Source organism: Nonlabens sp. YIK11, assembly GCF_001413925.1.
Classification (GTDB): domain Bacteria; phylum Bacteroidota; class Bacteroidia; order Flavobacteriales; family Flavobacteriaceae; genus Nonlabens.
The window spans coordinates 200543-217827 of the sequence record NZ_LBMJ01000001.1; the positions used below are offsets into that span (position 1 = coordinate 200543).

The following is a 17285-nucleotide window of genomic DNA, read 5'->3' on the forward strand; positions in this document are numbered from 1 at the left end:
TGAATTTATTTCAGAGTCTATGACAGTTGATTATTCAAACGCAAAACCGCCGCTAGAAGTTCTAGCGGCGGTTTTTTTATTGGTGGTTTTTAGCTGTCTTGAAATGAACTCCATCCAAGGCGGGTTTGTAAAGTAATCGCTCTAATTTTGCCATAAATTTTGAAGATGATGATAGAATATAGAAGATTCATTTATGACTGGCTCACAGAAGACCTAGGTTGGGAAAAAAGCCTGGCAGAATTGGGTAACATTCTGGTGTTAGGATTATTATTTACCATTGTTCTATTTGCGATTTATTGGGTCACTAGACGGGCCATCATTACAGCATTCAAAGTCTTTTCAAAACGCACCGAAACTCAGTTTGATGATCTCTTGGTCAAACACGGCGCACCTCGCCTGGCCTCTTTGGTGATTCCTGTCGTTTTATTAAATAGAAGCATTCCTTACCTATTTTTTGATTACCCAAGGTTGGAAAGTGGTTTTCAAACCTTATTGTGGGTCATTTTTGTATTCTTAATCATTTTCATTTTCAGGAGCGTTTTACGTACCGTCAACGAGTTTTTAAAACTCACTGTCCGATTCAGAGATAAACCTATAGACAGTTACATTCAGGTGATTATGTTAGTGCTTTGGGTACTGGCTTTTGCTTCAATATTAGCAATCGTGGCCAATATTGAGTTTATCAAGTTTTTCACGACGCTAGGTGCAGCATCGGCGATTTTACTGTTGATTTTTAAGGACACGATTCTGGGTTTTGTGGCTAGTATTCAAGTTTCCATCAATGATACGGTACGTATAGGTGACTGGATCACGATGGAAAAATATGGTGCCGATGGTGAGGTGTTGCAAATCAATCTCTCTACGGTCATGGTGCAAAACTTTGACAATACGATTACCAACTTACCAACTTATGCGCTCATCTCTGATGCCTATAAAAACTGGCGTGGTATGACTGACTCTGGTGGTAGGCGCATCAAAAGAGCCATCATTATCAAATCAAGGAGCATACGTTATCTAGAAAACAAGGATCTTCAAGAACTACAAAAAATAAGTCTGATTACCGATTATCTCAAATCAAAGCAAGAAGAAATAAATACCTTTAACGAGCAGAATGCAATAGACAAAAGCGTCTTGATCAACGGTCGCAACTTGACCAACATAGGCGTTTTTAGAAAGTACCTTCAGGAATATGTGGGCAGCCACTCTGCCATCAATAAGGAAATGATGATCATGATCCGGCAATTGCCGCCTACTTCACAAGGCATGCCATTAGAGATCTATGCCTTTAGCAGTGATAAACGCTGGGCTAACTATGAGTATATCATTGCAGATATTTTTGATCATGCCATGGCAGCTGTTCCCTATTTTGATCTGGAAATTTTTGAGTTTGATACTCATTTCACATCCTTGAATGCAGATTCATGATTGAGTAATGATGAGTTTTTGTTCGCTTTCGCGAAAGCGAACTCTCTTTCCAATCTTTTTAAAAGTGTAAATACCACCAGTAACCCACGAAACCTGTTACTATAAGTGTGGTCACTATCCTGAAGAGCAAAAGTTTGCGATGTCCCAATTTGTAGACTTCCTTAATTCGTAATAAGTCCACGACAATGAGCAAAATACCCAAAATGAGGTAAATCCATTTTTGAGTTTGGAACGGGAACGTATCCTTGAGTACAAAAAATATCAGGATGATGAGCAAAATTACCATGGAGGCAATGTTCAACTGGTTGATGCGGGATCTGGATGCTGGTCTAGAGCTCATGGAATAAATTTAATCCAAAAATTACAAGGACAGAATTCGGTAGAGGCCTTTTCAAAATTTTATCTTTGCAAAAAACACACCTCATCATGTCAAAACTTATTGCTCCATCTGTCCTTGCTGCCGACTTTGCCAACCTTCAACGAGATTGTGAAATGTTGAATCGCAGTGACGCAGATTGGTTCCATATCGATATCATGGATGGTGTTTTTGTACCCAACATATCTTTTGGGATGCCAGTTTTGCGCGACATTGCAAAGCACGCGACCAAAACCATCGACTGCCATCTCATGATCGTTGATCCAGATCGTTATGTAAAAGCTTTTGCAGATCTAGGTTGTGATATTCTCACGGTACATTTTGAAGCTTGCACGCACTTGCACCGCACACTCCAAAACATCAAAGCTAATGGCATGAAAGCTGGTGTAGCGTTGAATCCGCATACGAGTGTTGATCACTTGAAGGATACAATTAAGGATATTGATCTAGTCTGTTTGATGAGCGTGAATCCTGGTTTTGGCGGACAAAGTTTTATTGAAAACACCTATGATAAGGTCAAGGAGTTGAAAGAATTGATCAAAAGTAAAGGTGCCTCAACACTGATCGAAATCGATGGTGGCGTGACGGACCAGAATGCGAAACAACTGGTAGAAGCTGGCGCAGACGTGTTAGTCGCAGGTTCTTACGTATTCAAATCGGCAGATCAAGAAAAGACCATCAAGGAATTGCGCGAACTGGCAAATTCCTAAGGCTCTTTAAGTGGACCTTCGAATGTGATGGGTAGACTGCAATACATAGTAGAACAGTTGATCGTGATCTATTCAAGTTCAAACACTCCTCTGATTACTACGCTTAATCCAATTATATTTGTGGATAAGTAACTTTTTCTATGCAATTCCAACTTACAGACGATTTTATCGAGAACCTACAGCACCTCATTGAACAGAATGATGCTGAGCAGGTAAAATCGATCCTAGAAGATGTTCACTTTGCAGACATTGCGGAGATCATTGACGATCTCAATCTGGAAGAGGCAATCTTCATTATCAAGTTACTGGATAGTGAGACGACCAGTGAGGCTTTGATGGAACTGGACGAGGACCAGCGTGATCGAGTCCTGGGCGCCTTGTCGCCTCAAGAAATTGCCGATGAGTTGGAAGAAATGGATACTGATGATGCTGCAGATATCCTTAACGACCTATCAGACGAGCGCGCGCAGGAAATCATAAGCGCGATGGCAGATGAGGAACATGTGGAAAACATCGTGGACCTCTTGCGTTATGATGAAAACAGCGCCGGTGGATTGATGGCCAAAGAATTGGTAAAGGTCAATGAGAACTGGACGGTTACCGGTTGCGTGAGTGAGATGCGCGCACAAGCTGAAAACGTCACCAGAGTCCACTCCATTTATGTGGTGGACAACAACCAAAAACTGAAAGGCAGACTTTCCCTAAAAGATCTACTCACCAGTGCAGAAAACACACCCATAAAAGAAGTGTACATCCCTAAAGTGGACTACGTCACCGTCAACACATCTGGTGAAGAGGTTGCACGCATCATGCGTAAGTATGACCTTGAAGCCATTCCTGTAGTAGACGAGTTGGATCGTCTCGTTGGTCGCGTTACCATTGATGACATTGTAGATTTTATCACAGAAGAAGCAGAAAAAGATTACCAGCTCGCATCAGGTATCTCTCAAGACGTAGAGGCTAACGACAGCATCTGGGAACTGACCAGGGCGCGATTGCCGTGGTTGGTTTTGGGACTTTTTGGCGGTATAGGTGCTGCATTTATCATGGGGCTTTTTGAGCCGCTCATGGCCCAACATGCAATTTTGTTCCTCTTTACGCCACTTATTGCCGCGATGGCCGGTAATGTAGGTGTCCAGTCCAGCGCGATTATCGTGCAGGGAATTGCTAATGATGATTTGAAGGGAAGCATCAGCAATCGATTGATTAAAGAGGTGCTGCTGGCCATGCTCAACGGTTTGATTCTGGGCATCTTGCTATTTGCATACACCTATTTTTCTAAGGGTGACCTGCTAGTATCGGTAGCCATTTCAACCGCCTTGTTTGTGGTGATCATTGTGGCTGGTCTCATAGGCACCTCGGTTCCTATTATTCTACACAAACGCGGCATTGATCCTGCACTGGCGACAGGTCCTTTTATCACGACCAGCAACGACATTTGCGGGATTTTGATTTACTTCATGCTCGCAAAGGCGATTATAGGCATTTAGAATTCCAGGTGGTATGTTGATGAGTTCGCTTTCGCGAAAGCGATATTAAATAAACGTCAACGCTGCTCCTATACTAGCTTGAAAGCTCATTTCCCACTATCTTCACTACATGAAAGCTGCAACAGCCAAAGAAATACGCGATGAACTCAAGGACCGCACGCAAGCCGAGCTGCGCGAGATCGTATTGAGGTTGTCCCGTTTTAAAAAGGAAAACAAAGAGTTGTTGTCCTATTTGCTTTTTGAGGCGCACCATGAAGATGAGTACATACAGACCATTAAATCGTACATCGACGAGAAGTTGCTGGAAATCAACACCAGTAATGGATATTATGCCAAAAAAGGAATACGCCGACTTCTCAAAGAGACCAAGAAATTCATAAGGTATTCTGGCCATAAAGAAACTGAGGTCGCCTTGCTGATTCATTTTTGCAAAAGCCTGCAGGAGACGCATCCTAAATTAATGAGTAACAAAATCATTAGGGACGTTGTCAAGCGACAGATTGTGCTGGTAAAAGTTCGGATTTCTACACTTCATGAAGACCTACAATACGACTACCAGCGAGAACTTAATGACATTGACTACTAACAATTTTTTCTAAATTATATTCATGAAAATCCTTCATTTAGACAGTAATCACAAGATTTTGGAACAAAAACTAGCCGATGCTGGTTTTAAGAACCACCACGATTACACCTCTAACAAGGAACAAATTGAAAAAGTTATAGGTCAATATGACGGCCTGGTGGTGCGTAGTAGGTTCCCAATTGATAAGCAGTTCCTTGAGCAGTGCAGCAACTTAAAGTGCATTGGACGTGTAGGCGCTGGTCTGGAAAACATAGATCTAAAGGTTGCAGAAGAATTAGGCATTGCTTGTTTTAATGCTCCTGAAGGAAATCGCAATGCGGTAGGCGAACATGCACTAGGAATGCTGCTCTCTTTGTTTAATAAGTTGAATAAAGCAGATCAAGAAGTGCGTCAAGGTATATGGAACCGTGAAGGAAATCGCGGACTAGAATTGGACGGCAAAACGGTAGGTATCATAGGATATGGAAACATGGGAAAAGCCTTTGCCAAAAAACTTAGAGGTTTTGATTGCTCCGTTTTATGTCATGATATTAAAGATGGTGTAGGGGATGAAAATGCCACTCAAGTTTCTCTAAGCGAGCTGCAATCTAGAGCAGACGTGCTTAGTTTACACACGCCACAAACTCCTGAAACCATTGGAATGATCAGCACTGCGTTCATCTCAGGTTTTGCTCGTCCCTTTTACCTCATCAATACAGCGAGAGGATCTGCGGTGGTGACTGAGGATCTAGTCACCGCCATGGAAAATGGTAAGGTGCTCGGTGCTGGATTGGATGTTTTGGAATATGAGAAAAGCTCTTTTGAATCGCTCTTTCGCACCCGCATGCCAGACAGGCAGGAAAGCGATATACCAAAAGCATTGAACAAATTGATGCAAATGGAAAACGTCATTTTAAGCCCGCATGTGGCAGGTTGGACGGTAGAGTCAAAATTCAAACTGGCCGAAGTCATCGCAGATAAAATGATCCACCACTTGAACTCATAAAAAATAGAATCTTGGCGATCAGAAAACGAATCGTTATTTGAAAAATAAATTTATTTTTATTCCAACCAATCATAAATAGATCACATGAGTACAGAAGGTTATGATAGCACCAAAAGAAACGAGAGTTTTGAGGAAGCTAAAGAGGCTGCCAAAGAAAGCGCCAGAGAGTTCCAGCGCGGCGTTAATGACATTGTAAACGGTCAGGAAAACAAAAAGGTTCTAGCAGGTTTGTTGGGTATCTTTTTAGGAGGACTTGGTATTCACAAGTTTATTCTTGGTTATACTAAGGAAGGCTTGATCACAATAGGCATCACCGTTATCACCTGCGGTACCATAGGGCCAGTCCTAGGTCTGATTGAAGGTATCATCTATTTGACTAAGTCTGACGAGGAATTTTATCAAACCTACCAGGTTGGAAAAAGACCTTGGTTTTAATCTTTATAAATTCACTTACAAACAGTCGCTCTAGGGCGACTTTTTTATTCGTCTGAGTTTGTGCTGTAATCCAATGGCAGCATGCCGCCAACGCCTAGCTGAGGCAGATATCCTGATAACATCAATTCTCTTGCAGATAGATTATTACCAAAAGAATCCACATAAATAAAGTGGTCGTACAGCGTTAAATCGGTTTGATGTCCATCGCGATCCCTAACGGAATAGTTGAGATGTCTAAAGGTTATTTTATAAAGTCCGTTTTCTTCTCGAACTCTATAATGATCTTCTGGATTCACCCGAAAGCCTTTATGATAGAGCTCAAATTTGTTTTCGCTTAATGATTTGTTGATCAAAGATCGATAGAAAAGTAGCTGTGATATTTCAAAGGCCTTCTCGCGACGCCTATTTCTCCTTCTCTCGTTGGGCTGATCCTTTTCAAGCTCCTGATAAAAAGAACTTCCCGAAACAAAAGAACTTTCAACCCTATAATTTTCCCTAGCGTGTTCTATCTCAAACTTACGCTCTATTCCTTGTGAAGGTTTGAAAAATCTAAAATTAATTTCAAATTCGATCAGATCATACTTAATGCGGTATCCCAAATGGTTATTCACGATGATGATGGGATTGCGAGAGCTGGCTGTGAGTTGTTTAGAATCTGTATTAAACCTCAATCTAACGTCTTTTAAATTGAGTATTTCAGAATCCTCGAGGCTTCTAAGGCCTAAAAAATGATCTAGAAAAAGACGTTCTTTTGTCGCACGATCCCATGGATCTGGATTAATCACCACGGCTTCCAATTCATTTTCCTGCTGTGCTAACAAAACCAGTTTTAAATCTTCTTGTAATGGATTTACAAAGGTGCGCGTCTCGTATCCCAAATAAGCGAAAACTAAAGGCGCTTTCATTTCCTTATCGTAATTAATGGAATAGCTACCATCTGGAGCAGTTACGACGCCAGTAGAAGTCCCAGACAGATAAACGCCAACTCCCATCAAGGGCTCTTTAGTAATGGCATCTACCACTTTACCTTCTATCAGTTGCTCTTGAGCACTGACTTGGATAATAGCGAAAAAGGAAAGGAAGAGCACCAAAATACCCTTGAGGAAAAGACTATTCTGCTGCAGAGGCATCGTCATTAGATTTGAAATATTTCTCTTCCATTTCGGCTTGAAACTCTTCCATGACTGGTTTTACCGTACTCTCTGGAAGGTCTGCTATCCTAATGTACATCAACCCGTCAATCGCATTATTAAATAACGGATCTACATTAAAAGCAATAACCTTTGCGTTTTGCTTGACATACTTCTTGATCAAAACAGGTAGGCGCAATTCATTAGGCTCCAGCTCGTCTATAAGACGATCAAATTTGTTCAAGTCAGCTTCTGAGGCATCAAAAATGAAGTCCTTATCGGCATCTTCCAGCTTAACTTTAAAGCCTTTTTTAGGCTTAATGAACTGAGCTAGATAAGGATCATAATAATTGGACTTCATGAATTCTATCATGAGAGACTTAGAGAAATTGGAGAATTTATTACTTATGCTCACGCCACCAATAAGATACTTGTGATTTGGAAATCTTAACGTACAATGCACGATGCCTTTCCATAATAAGAATAATGGCATCGGCTTTTGCTGATATTCTGGAATGATGAAGGCACGTCCCATTTCAATACTTTGAGACATCATCTTGTGAGCATCGACATCTATGTTGAAAAGCTCATTGAGGTAAAAACCTTCAATACCATATTCCTTAAAAATCTCTTCGCCCATTCCCATGCGGTAGGCGCCGGCGATGCAATTGGCATCGCTGTCCCATAGAAACATCTGGTGGTAATATTCATCATATTTATCCAGATCAATGGACTTGTTAGTGCCTTCTCCTATCTGTCTAAAAGTGATCTCTCTCAATCTACCCAATTCACGTAAGATGTTCGGGATCTTGTCGGCCTTGGCAAGAAATACTTCGTAATTTTTAGAGATGAGTAAGCGTTTTTCATCCTTGCGCAATTGGTCTACCTCTTTGATCATTTTGGCGCTATCGCCAGTCTCTATGATTTTTTTAGGTGGTGGTTTAGGCAGCTTTATATTTTTAGGAATATCTCTAAGCTTGACCGTTTCCTTATCGTAAGCTTTGGAGAGTAAATAGGTTTTCTTTCTCAAAAACTCTGTAAACTCATCAAGTGAAGAGTGCTCCTTTTGTGCCGCAACGTTGATTGGGTTTCCAATCCTAACAATGATGGTTCTGTTTTTTTGCGTCAATAATTCTGACGGTAATTTTGCGGTTCTAAAGGTGTCAGAAATCTTGGCCAGTCTATAAAATAATTTACTATTCTTTGCGTGAAAATAAATGGGAATCACAGGAACCTCAGCTCGCTGTATCAATTTCATAGCGGTCGGTTCCCATGGTTTGTCCACCACTAGCTTACCGTCTCGATACGTAGAAACCTCGCCAGCAGGAAAAATCCCTAAAGGCAAATCGCTTTTTAAGTGACGCATCGCCTGCATGAAACCAGCAGTTGAAGATTTGGCATCCTTGTGATCCTCAAATGGATTTACAGGTAAAATGTATGGTTTAAGTGGCTCAATGCGGTGCAACAAAAAGTTTGCAATGATCTTAAAATCAGGTCTTCTATCCAGCAATAGCTTCAGCAACAAAATTCCATCAACGCCGCCTAATGGGTGATTGGAAATAGTAACAAATCCGCCAGTTTTTGGAATGCGTTTTAAATCGTCCTCTGGTATTTCAAAATCAATTTTTAAATCATCCAGGATCGCATCCAGAAAAACCGTGCCTTGTTTATCCTTGTTGCGCGTGTAGATTTTGTTGAGTGTAGAAATGCGTAACAACTTCATAAGCGACCAGCCGCCTATGCGTCCCAGCACACCATATTTATCGATATGGATTGCTTTTGCTACCTCATTTGCATTTACCAGACTCATAAATCAATTACCTACGTTTACCAACAAATATAACACAACGACAACGCATCATTCCCTGACGACCAGTTGCAGCGTTTCTTGGGTACGTTGTTTTAGCAAAACATCCTTGCCGTCTTCCATTTCCTGGATGGTATCACCGGCATAGTGGCGTATGGTATACAACGACACACCACTCACGTGACTGACCTTAAAATCCTTTTGCAGTCCATCAAGCAATTCTTCCAGCTTGGCATATTTATCTTCTACACACAGGGAAAAACTAATTGCACTGTTTTGTAAAAGTCCTACCTGTATTTTATTCTCACTAAGCTCGTCAAAAATCTTTGAGATACTCTTTTCACCTATAAAGCTGAAATCCCTAGACGCGATACGTAAAAACACCATATTCTTCCTCACGATAAAACAAGGTGTGGTAGGCACAAGGCTTTCACTGGAAGTAATGGTTGACCCATCAGCTTTAGGATCTATAAAAGACTTTACATTAAGCGGTATATTTTTCTCTTGAAGTGGCTGCAGTGTTTTAGGGTGAATAACACTGGCACCGTAAAAAGCCAACTCAATTGCCTCATCATAAGGTATTTGTTGTAACAATACGGTATCCTGAAACACACGTGGATCTGCATTGAGAACACCTGGAACATCCTTCCAGATCGTTACCTCGCTAGCATTGAGACTATAGGCAAGAATCGCTGCCGTGTAGTCACTACCTTCACGACCTAGGGTTGTGGTAAAGCCGTTCTCATCAGATCCTATGAATCCCTGCGTGATAAACAATTCATCACCACATTCCTTTTGGATCTGCTCCTCGGTATGTTCCCAATCTACCGTGGCATCCCTATACTTATTATCAGTCATGATAAGTTGACGCGCGTCCTTCCAGACCACGGGAATATCGCAGGAATTCAAATAGGCGGCGACAATTTTAGTAGACATTAATTCTCCATGGCTCACGACTTGATCGTAAAGAAAACTGTAGTTGCGGCTCTTGTTGCGCAGCATTTCGCCTTTGAGTGACTCTACGATAGCTTTGAGGTCTTTTTTTATATCGCTTTCGCGAAAGCGAACTACCCAATCATCCTCAACACCATCCACGTTCTTGTCTAAGTCTTCAATGATCTCCAAGTGTTGCTCCTGCAAATGATCAATTAGCTTGAGGTAGCTATTGTCATTGGATTCATAGCTTGCGATTACAGCCTCCAGCGCGTTTGTGGTCTTGCCCATCGCCGAAACCACGATGCCCAGATTTTGGGTTCCCATGGTTTTTAAAACCTTAGTGACGTTGCGTACTCCATCGGCATCTTTTACTGATGCGCCTCCAAATTTGTAAATTCTCATTTTCCTAAATATTCTGCTAGTGATGTTCCATCCATTTGCGCCAAGTGCCATCCAGGAATGATGGTGGCGCCTGTGCTTTCATAAAATTCGACCGCATTTTTGTTCCATTCCAGGACTACCCATTCCACGCGTTTGACTTTTTGTTCCTGCGCGTGAGTGAGTACGCGATCATACAATGCCTTGCCCAGGCCTTTGCCTCGCATCTTTTCTGTAACGATCAAGTCCTCCAGGTGAATCGTTTTTCCTTTCCAGGTGGAGAACCTTGGGTAGCATAAGGCGATGCCTTCTACCTTGCCATCATACTCACCTACAAAACAAGTGAACAATGGTGGTTTTGTTGATGCGTGATATTGTAACTCTTCTACCGTCACCTCAACGGCATCTGGTTCCTTCTCAAAAATGGCTAGTTCTGTAATAAGTTCCAGAACTCTAGGATAATCCTCACTATTTGCTGGTCGTACATGTATCATGACAACAAAGAAAAGTCAAAAAATATTAGAGGCACACAACTGAAGGCAAAAAGTAGGTAACGATAACGTTATAGTTAAACCAACCCTATATATTTGTGCAAACCAAAAGCTACATGGCACGTATCAACCAATCCCTAGGAGAATTTATAATTGAAAATCAGGGCGAGTTCGCTTACAGCAGCGGCGAGCTTTCAAGACTCATCAATTCCATACGCCTTGCAGCAAAAATGGTCAACCATGAAGTTAATAAAGCCGGTCTGGTGGATATTACTGGAAGCGCTGGTGAGATCAACACTCAAGGTGAAGATCAGCAAAAACTTGACGTATTTGCCAACAACGTTTTTATACAAACCCTAACCAATCGCGAGATCGTTTGTGGAATCGCCAGTGAAGAAAATGAAGATTTTATCACCATTTCTGGATCCAATAGTGATCACAAGAATAAGTATGTGGTGTTGATCGACCCGCTGGATGGAAGTTCCAATATTGACGTGAATGTTTCTGTAGGAACCATTTTCTCGATCTATCGCAGGGTAACGCCGTTGGGAACACCAGTACAGGTAGAAGATTTCTTACAACCTGGTAACCTGCAGGTAGCCGCAGGCTATATTGTTTATGGTACATCCACCATGCTGGTCTACACGACTGGACATGGTGTCAATGGTTTCACACTCAACCCAGCTCTGGGCACCTATTACTTATCGCACCCTAATATGAAGTTTCCTGAAGAAGGTCACATCTACAGTGTGAATGAAGGTAATTATGTGCATTTCCCACAAGGAATCAAGGATTATATCAAATATTGCCAGAAAGAAGAAGGCGACCGACCTTACACCAGTCGCTACATAGGTAGCCTTGTGAGTGACATACACCGTAACATGATCAAAGGCGGCATTTATATGTATCCTAAAAGTTCTAAAGCCGCCAAAGGCAAACTAAGACTGCTTTATGAATGCAACCCGATGGCTTTTATCGTAGAACAAGCAGGCGGCAAGGCCAGCGATGGTACCACACGCATCATGGAACTAAAACCTACTGAATTACACGAGCGCGTTCCCTTTATTTGTGGCAGCAAAAAAATGGTTGAAAAAGCCGAAGAATTTATCGCTAGGGCAAACAGCTAAAAAATAGACTTCAAAAAAAGAGCTTTTCCAGATGGAAAAGCTCTTTTTTTTGTTCAAGGGAAAAATTCCTATCTGTTTTTATTCAAAAGATACCTGTAATCTTCCAGATTTAAGTGTCCGTTAAATATTTCAATGGAACGTTCTACAAGATATTCTGCATCTGCATCATTGTAACCTAGAGCGACCGCGTACTTGCGCAACAGTCTGTGTTCTGGTTCGTCCATTCTATGGTCTGCAAAAACAATTTTGAATAGGTCGTGCAACCACTGTATGCGTTCTTCAGTTGTATTAGGTGGTGTTACGGGATATTTGCTGGGATCCTTCATGATATCCTCAAAATCAGCGTCTGAAATGTCCAGCACACTTTTGAATCGCTGTAACATCACTTTCTCTTCTTCCTTAATTCCTGAGGACTGTGCAAGGGACACAATTGTTGCAAAATGGCTTTTATTTCTGGCGCTTTCTCCAGATTCAAATAATGATGAAAATGACATAATTCGTTTTTGATAAGTAGGTACAAATATAATAATATGACGCTGCTATCAGATTTTTCTAGGATAGATGTTGCAGCATTTCAGCAACTGTTTTTTCAAGATCATAGGCCGCACTCCAGTTCCAGTCGGTACGTGCCTGACGGTCATCAATGGACGATGGCCAGCTGTCGGCAATCTGCTGCCTAGAATCTGGCTCATAAGTTATCTCAAAATCTGGTAGGTGTTTTTTAATGGAACGAGCCATTTCTTGAGGTGTAAAACTCATACCGCTTAGATTATAGCTGGATCGTTCATTAATGTTTTCTGCTGGCGCTTTCATGATATCCACCGTGGCTCTTATGGCATCTTCCATATACATCATGGGCAAAGCTGTGTCTTTTGATAAAAAACAGGAATAAGAACCTTCTTCTATGGCTTTATGAAAAATCTCTACGGCATAATCTGTCGTGCCACCACCTGGCAAGGTCTTCCATGATATAAGTCCAGGATAGCGTATGCTGCGCACATCAACACCATATTTACGATGATAATATTCACACCAGCGTTCACCGGTTTGTTTGCTTATGCCATAAACCGTGGTAGGCTCCATGATGGTATGCTGTGGCGTTTGTTCTTTGGGTGTGGTAGGTCCAAAAACCGCAATACTCGATGGCCAGAACACTTTCTTGATCTTTCCTTCTTTAGCCAGATCCAGTACGATAAACAAAGAATCCATATTGAGCTTCCAGGCTTTATCTGGAAACTTTTCGCCAGTAGCACTTAGCATCGCTGCCATAAGGTACACCTCATTCACCTTCTGGGATTCACAAACCTGGCTTACCTTTTCCCTATCCATCGCATCCAGTATTTCAAAAGGACCAGATTGCATCAACTCTTCATTTCCTTCCCTAATATCTGCGCCTATGACGTTGTCGATTCCATAGAGGGAACGCAACTTCATGGTTAATTCAGTTCCTATCTGCCCGCAGGCACCTATGACTAGAATTTTATTTGGCATTATGCGATTAAGTTTCCTGCAAATATAGTGGACACCTTCAAGCTATGGATAATTGGTAGCGTTGGTTATATATATTTCGCTTTCGCGAAAGCGAACTCATCAACCATCCATTTATTCTCAACAACACTGTTAAGAATCGATCTTTTGCACATGGTATTTTAATTTTGGTTATGAATGATAAAATGGGACTACTCAAACCCGTCCGATTTTTTAAAGTGGAAACCTGTCACTATTTCCAAAAATGAGCTTTTCACTAGCCTAGAACTTACGGCAATAAAGAGGTGCTTTTTTTGTTTAATTTTGACTTGTTATGCGTTATATCCTTTTCCTATTTTTCAGCCTCGTATTAATTTCCTGTCAGGAAGAAAAACGTGATACGGTCAAGGCAGACAAGGTTGATGTTTCTCAAATCCAGTTCCCAAAAACCCAAGTGGCGCTCGTGGGCGAGGCACAAGGAATCGCCTCGCAATGGGAAGCCTACACGACCTTCCAAACTTCTTTTGAGAATTATGATCACAGCATAGCGTCCACGCAGCGTCTGGCAACGCTGGCCGGTAATTTGCGTTCGAACATGATACCAGAGTTTGATAGTCAACCCATACGCTCCAGAATCCTGGTACTGGAGACCAGATTGAGGCGATACGCTTCCTTTTTAGGCTACACCAGCAAATCTGCCGACGAGTACAAGGAATATTACAGCAACATCATCGATGCACTGGACAACCTCAACGGTCAGCTCAATGAGAAGTCCTATGTCGACGATCTGGAGCAGCAGCTTATAGAAGAATTGAAGTCAGACTTGCGAGATCTTGATGGCGTTCCCAATGATTCCATCGGCTTATAAACTTCTCTTAAACGATCGATAATTCACTGGTAGGCGCCTAATTTTAGGCAATGAGCAAGCCACTACTACAATTTACAGACAAAGGTATCTACTGCGATGCTGCAGGTGTTTATCTAGATCCATGGAAACCGGTAGACAAGGCACTTATCACGCACGGTCATGCAGATCATAGCCGCTGGGGCCATAAAAAATACATCACGCATCACGACAATGTGCCTATTATTTCCCACAGATTGGGAGATATTAATGTTTCTGGTGTCGCTCATGGCGAAAGCCTGCTCATCAACAACGTCAAGTTTTCATTCCATCCTGCGGGACACATTCCGGGATCTTGCCAGATAAGAGTGGAACACAAAGACGAAGTCTGGGTTTTTACCGGCGATTATAAAACGGAAGATGATGGGATTTCCACACCTTACGTTCCCATTAAGTGTGACACCTTCATAACGGAATGCACTTTTGGGTTGCCTGCTTTTAAATGGCGACCACAAAGCGAAGTTATGCACGATGTCAACGAATGGTGCGCTCAAAATCATGCCGAAGGCAAGACCTCCATCCTATTTGCCTATTCTCTAGGCAAAGCCCAGCGACTGATCAAACATTTAGACACCAGCCAGATGAAAATATACTGTCATGGCGCGGTCTATAAAATGACGGAAGTATTGCGCGAACTCATCGATTTCCCAGAAACTACCTTGGTTACTCGAGAAACTACCAAAGAAGAATTGAAAGGCAATATTGTGGTCGCTCCACCTAGTGCTCATGGATCTGCATGGATGCGCAAATTTGTGCCTTATGCCACGGCTAGTGCTAGCGGCTGGATGACTTTTAGAGGTGCGCGCCGCAGAAGAGCCATTGATAAAGGCTTTGTACTATCTGACCATTGCGATTGGGACGGCTTACTGGAAAGCATCGATGCCACTGGTTGCGAGAATGTGATCACCACGCATGGCTATCAGGATATTTTTGCCAGATACCTACGGGAAGAGAAAGGACTTAACGCCATTAGCGAGCGCACGCAATACGAAGGTGAAACGGTCAATGAATCTGAACCTGAAATCGAGGTCGAAGCTGAATGATAAATTTAAATCCAAACTTAAATTCAAATCTCAAATTAGTCGTGATATTATCTAAAACATCCAAAACCAACTTATCCAAGTTTCAAAGCGCATCGGTCACGACCAATAATTTAAGTTTTGATTTTGACTTAAGTTTAAATTTAGGAACGTGAAACAATTCGCAGGACTCATAAGAACCATCGATGGTACCAATAAGACCACACTCAAGGTCGCTGCCTTAACCGAATATTTCAACACGGCACCTGAAGAGGATAAATTATGGACCATTGCTATTCTTTCCCATAGAAGACCCAAACGACCGGTCAACACTACGCTCATGCGGGAATGGGCTACGGACATTAGCGGTGTTCCCATGTGGTTGTTTGAAGAATCCTATCACATCGTAGGTGACCTCGCGGAAACGATCGCGCTCATCCTACCTACGACCAGCGAACCATCTGATAAATCTTTATCGCAAATCATCCATGAGTTGATTGCCTTGCGCAAAAAAACGGATGAAGAAAAGAAAGAATACCTACAGGAAAACTGGCTCAAACTGAATTATTACGAGAGGTTCGTGTTTAATAAAATCATGACTGGTGGATTTAGAATTGGCGTCTCACAAAAATTAATGACACGTGCGCTCGCAGCATCCACAGGTATTGATCAGGATGTGTTGGCGCATAAACTGATGGGAAGCTGGACTGGCGAAAACACTACCTTTCAAGAATTGGTTTATGAAGATAACGAGGTCGCCATGCGCGGCAAACCTTATCCGTTTTATTTGGCTTATGCGGTAGAAGGAAAAGTGGAAGAATTAGGCGAAGTGAACCAATGGAGTGCAGAACATAAATGGGACGGCATCAGATCTCAAACCATCATCAGGGCTGGCGAACTATTCGTCTGGTCACGCGGTGAGGAATTGGTTACTGATAAATATCCCGAGTTTCAAAAATTCCTCGATGTGATTCCCAACGGTACCGTTATCGATGGTGAGATATTGCCTTATAAGGATGGCGAGATCATGAACTTCAACGACCTTCAAACCAGAATAGGTCGCAAAACGGTAGGTAAAAAATTATTAGCTGATGTTCCAGTGGTAGTGGTCGCGTATGATTTACTGGAATGGCAAGGCAAAGACATCAGAGAATTGCCGTTTATGGAGCGCCGGAAGTTGTTGGAGGAATTGGTTAATGTGGTGCAGGACGGAACTCGCTATGAGCAATCTGGTGACAACCGGCAGATCCTGAAACAAGTTCAGGATGATAATTCCAATGTCAATTCGAGTTCGAATTCAGATTCAGCTTCAAGTTCGAGTTCAGGTTCGAGTTCGAGTTCAAGTTCAGCGGTGCCGCTACTGCTCTCAGAAACCATGAACTTCAACTCTTGGGAAGAAGTGGCTGCAGAACGTAACAAAGCAGAAGAGCGTCGCTCTGAAGGATTGATGCTCAAAAAGAAGGACAGCCCTTATCTGGTAGGTCGCAAGAAAGGCGACTGGTGGAAATGGAAGGTCGATCCATTCAGCGTTGATGCTGTATTGACTTATGCCATGCGAGGTCACGGTCGCCGAGCCAATTTATTTACCGACTATACTTTTGGATTATGGCAGGATGGCGAATTGGTCACTTTTGCGAAAGCGTACTCTGGACTCACGGATGCCGAGTTTAGAAAAGTGGATGCTTGGATCAAGAAAAACACCTTGGAGCGTTTTGGACCCGTACGATCAGTAACGCCTCACCATGTTTTCGAAATTGCGTTTGAAGGCATTGCTCCTAGTAAACGACATAAATCTGGTGTTGCTACAAGATTTCCACGGATTGTACGATGGAGAAAAGACAAACCCATTGAGGAAGCCAATACGCTAGATGATTTAAAGGCGTTGATACCGACTGATGGAGAGTTTTTGTAGTTCAAAATAAGTAATCCAGTATCGAGCGACAGTCGAGATATGGATGGTTTATGTATTAAAACAAGCAACAGATCCTGAAACGGGTTCAGGATGGCAAGAAATGCAGA

Annotated in this window: 17 protein-coding genes; 10 read left to right on the forward strand and 7 right to left on the reverse strand. The window is 42.2% G+C overall.

Annotated features, from left to right (window positions below):
* Positions 1-165 precede the first annotated feature (165 nt).
* A complete protein-coding gene (locus AAU57_RS00820; protein WP_316931641.1) occupies positions 166-1425 on the forward strand; it encodes a mechanosensitive ion channel family protein in 1260 nt (419 codons plus the stop codon).
* A gap of 58 nt (positions 1426-1483) precedes the next feature.
* On the opposite strand, the gene AAU57_RS00825 is transcribed toward AAU57_RS00820, so the two are convergent.
* Positions 1484-1765: a hypothetical protein gene (locus AAU57_RS00825; RefSeq protein ID WP_055411113.1), complete on the reverse strand. Its 282-nt coding sequence runs from the start codon at positions 1763-1765 to the stop codon at positions 1484-1486.
* 83 nt (positions 1766-1848) lie between these two features.
* Here AAU57_RS00825 and rpe point away from each other — a divergent pair, with 83 nt between their 5' ends.
* The 5 genes from rpe (at position 1849) to AAU57_RS00850 (ending at position 6007) form a co-directional block, all read left to right on the forward strand.
* Complete coding sequence (rpe, locus tag AAU57_RS00830) at positions 1849-2511, forward strand: ribulose-phosphate 3-epimerase (RefSeq protein ID WP_055413624.1); 663 nt, start codon at positions 1849-1851, stop codon at positions 2509-2511.
* 140 nt (positions 2512-2651) lie between these two features.
* Positions 2652-4001 carry a magnesium transporter gene (gene mgtE / locus AAU57_RS00835; RefSeq protein ID WP_055411114.1) on the forward strand — a complete coding sequence of 450 codons (1350 nt, stop codon included), beginning with the start codon at positions 2652-2654 and terminating at the stop codon, positions 3999-4001.
* Positions 4002-4110: 109 nt separating this feature from the next.
* A complete protein-coding gene (locus AAU57_RS00840; RefSeq protein WP_055411115.1) occupies positions 4111-4587 on the forward strand; it encodes a hypothetical protein in 477 nt (158 codons plus the stop codon).
* Positions 4588-4609: 22 nt separating this feature from the next.
* Positions 4610-5572, forward strand: a complete 963-nt coding sequence (locus AAU57_RS00845; RefSeq protein WP_055411116.1) for a 2-hydroxyacid dehydrogenase — start codon at positions 4610-4612, stop codon at positions 5570-5572.
* 84 nt (positions 5573-5656) lie between these two features.
* Positions 5657-6007, forward strand: a complete 351-nt coding sequence (locus AAU57_RS00850; RefSeq protein ID WP_055411117.1) for a TM2 domain-containing protein — start codon at positions 5657-5659, stop codon at positions 6005-6007.
* Positions 6008-6051: 44 nt separating this feature from the next.
* Here AAU57_RS00850 and AAU57_RS00855 read toward each other — a convergent pair whose 3' ends face one another.
* Genes AAU57_RS00855 through AAU57_RS00870 form a run of 4 tightly spaced genes read right to left on the reverse strand, consistent with a single transcriptional unit; the run spans position 6052 to position 10752 of the window.
* Positions 6052-7137 (reverse strand): carboxypeptidase-like regulatory domain-containing protein, encoded by a 1086-nt coding sequence (locus tag AAU57_RS00855; RefSeq protein ID WP_055411118.1) that lies wholly within the window; start codon positions 7135-7137, stop codon positions 6052-6054.
* Complete coding sequence (locus AAU57_RS00860; RefSeq protein ID WP_055411119.1) at positions 7118-8947, reverse strand: GNAT family N-acyltransferase; 1830 nt, start codon at positions 8945-8947, stop codon at positions 7118-7120. Before AAU57_RS00860 ends, AAU57_RS00855 begins: the two co-directional genes overlap by 20 nt.
* Before the next feature lie 48 nt (positions 8948-8995).
* Positions 8996-10282 (reverse strand): aspartate kinase, encoded by a 1287-nt coding sequence (locus AAU57_RS00865; RefSeq protein ID WP_055411120.1) that lies wholly within the window; start codon positions 10280-10282, stop codon positions 8996-8998.
* Positions 10279-10752 (reverse strand): GNAT family N-acetyltransferase, encoded by a 474-nt coding sequence (locus AAU57_RS00870; protein WP_055411121.1) that lies wholly within the window; start codon positions 10750-10752, stop codon positions 10279-10281. Before AAU57_RS00870 ends, AAU57_RS00865 begins: the two co-directional genes overlap by 4 nt.
* A gap of 113 nt (positions 10753-10865) precedes the next feature.
* On the opposite strand from AAU57_RS00870, the gene fbp reads away from it, so the two are divergent.
* Entirely contained in the window at positions 10866-11876 is a 1011-nt protein-coding gene (fbp, locus tag AAU57_RS00875; protein ID WP_055411122.1) for a class 1 fructose-bisphosphatase, read from the forward strand.
* Between the two features lie 68 nt (positions 11877-11944).
* Here the strand turns inward: fbp and AAU57_RS00880 are convergent, their stop codons facing one another.
* Both AAU57_RS00880 and AAU57_RS00885 read right to left on the reverse strand, forming a co-directional pair.
* The gene (locus AAU57_RS00880) at positions 11945-12370 is read right to left on the reverse strand and encodes a TerB family tellurite resistance protein (RefSeq protein ID WP_055411123.1); all 426 of its coding nucleotides are present in this window, start codon (positions 12368-12370) and stop codon (positions 11945-11947) included.
* 58 nt (positions 12371-12428) lie between these two features.
* The gene (locus tag AAU57_RS00885) at positions 12429-13367 is read right to left on the reverse strand and encodes an NAD-dependent epimerase/dehydratase family protein (protein ID WP_055411124.1); all 939 of its coding nucleotides are present in this window, start codon (positions 13365-13367) and stop codon (positions 12429-12431) included.
* A 310-nt stretch (positions 13368-13677) separates the two neighbouring features.
* Here AAU57_RS00885 and AAU57_RS00890 point away from each other — a divergent pair, with 310 nt between their 5' ends.
* The 3 genes from AAU57_RS00890 to AAU57_RS00900 all read left to right on the forward strand — a co-directional run bounded on the left by AAU57_RS00890 (position 13678) and on the right by AAU57_RS00900 (position 17178).
* Entirely contained in the window at positions 13678-14211 is a 534-nt protein-coding gene (locus tag AAU57_RS00890; protein WP_055411125.1) for a hypothetical protein, read from the forward strand.
* A 50-nt stretch (positions 14212-14261) separates the two neighbouring features.
* Positions 14262-15290 carry a ligase-associated DNA damage response exonuclease gene (locus AAU57_RS00895; protein ID WP_055411126.1) on the forward strand — a complete coding sequence of 343 codons (1029 nt, stop codon included), beginning with the start codon at positions 14262-14264 and terminating at the stop codon, positions 15288-15290.
* Positions 15291-15438: 148 nt separating this feature from the next.
* A complete protein-coding gene (locus AAU57_RS00900) occupies positions 15439-17178 on the forward strand; it encodes a hypothetical protein (protein ID WP_055411127.1) in 1740 nt (579 codons plus the stop codon).
* The last annotated feature ends 107 nt before the right edge of the window (positions 17179-17285 follow it).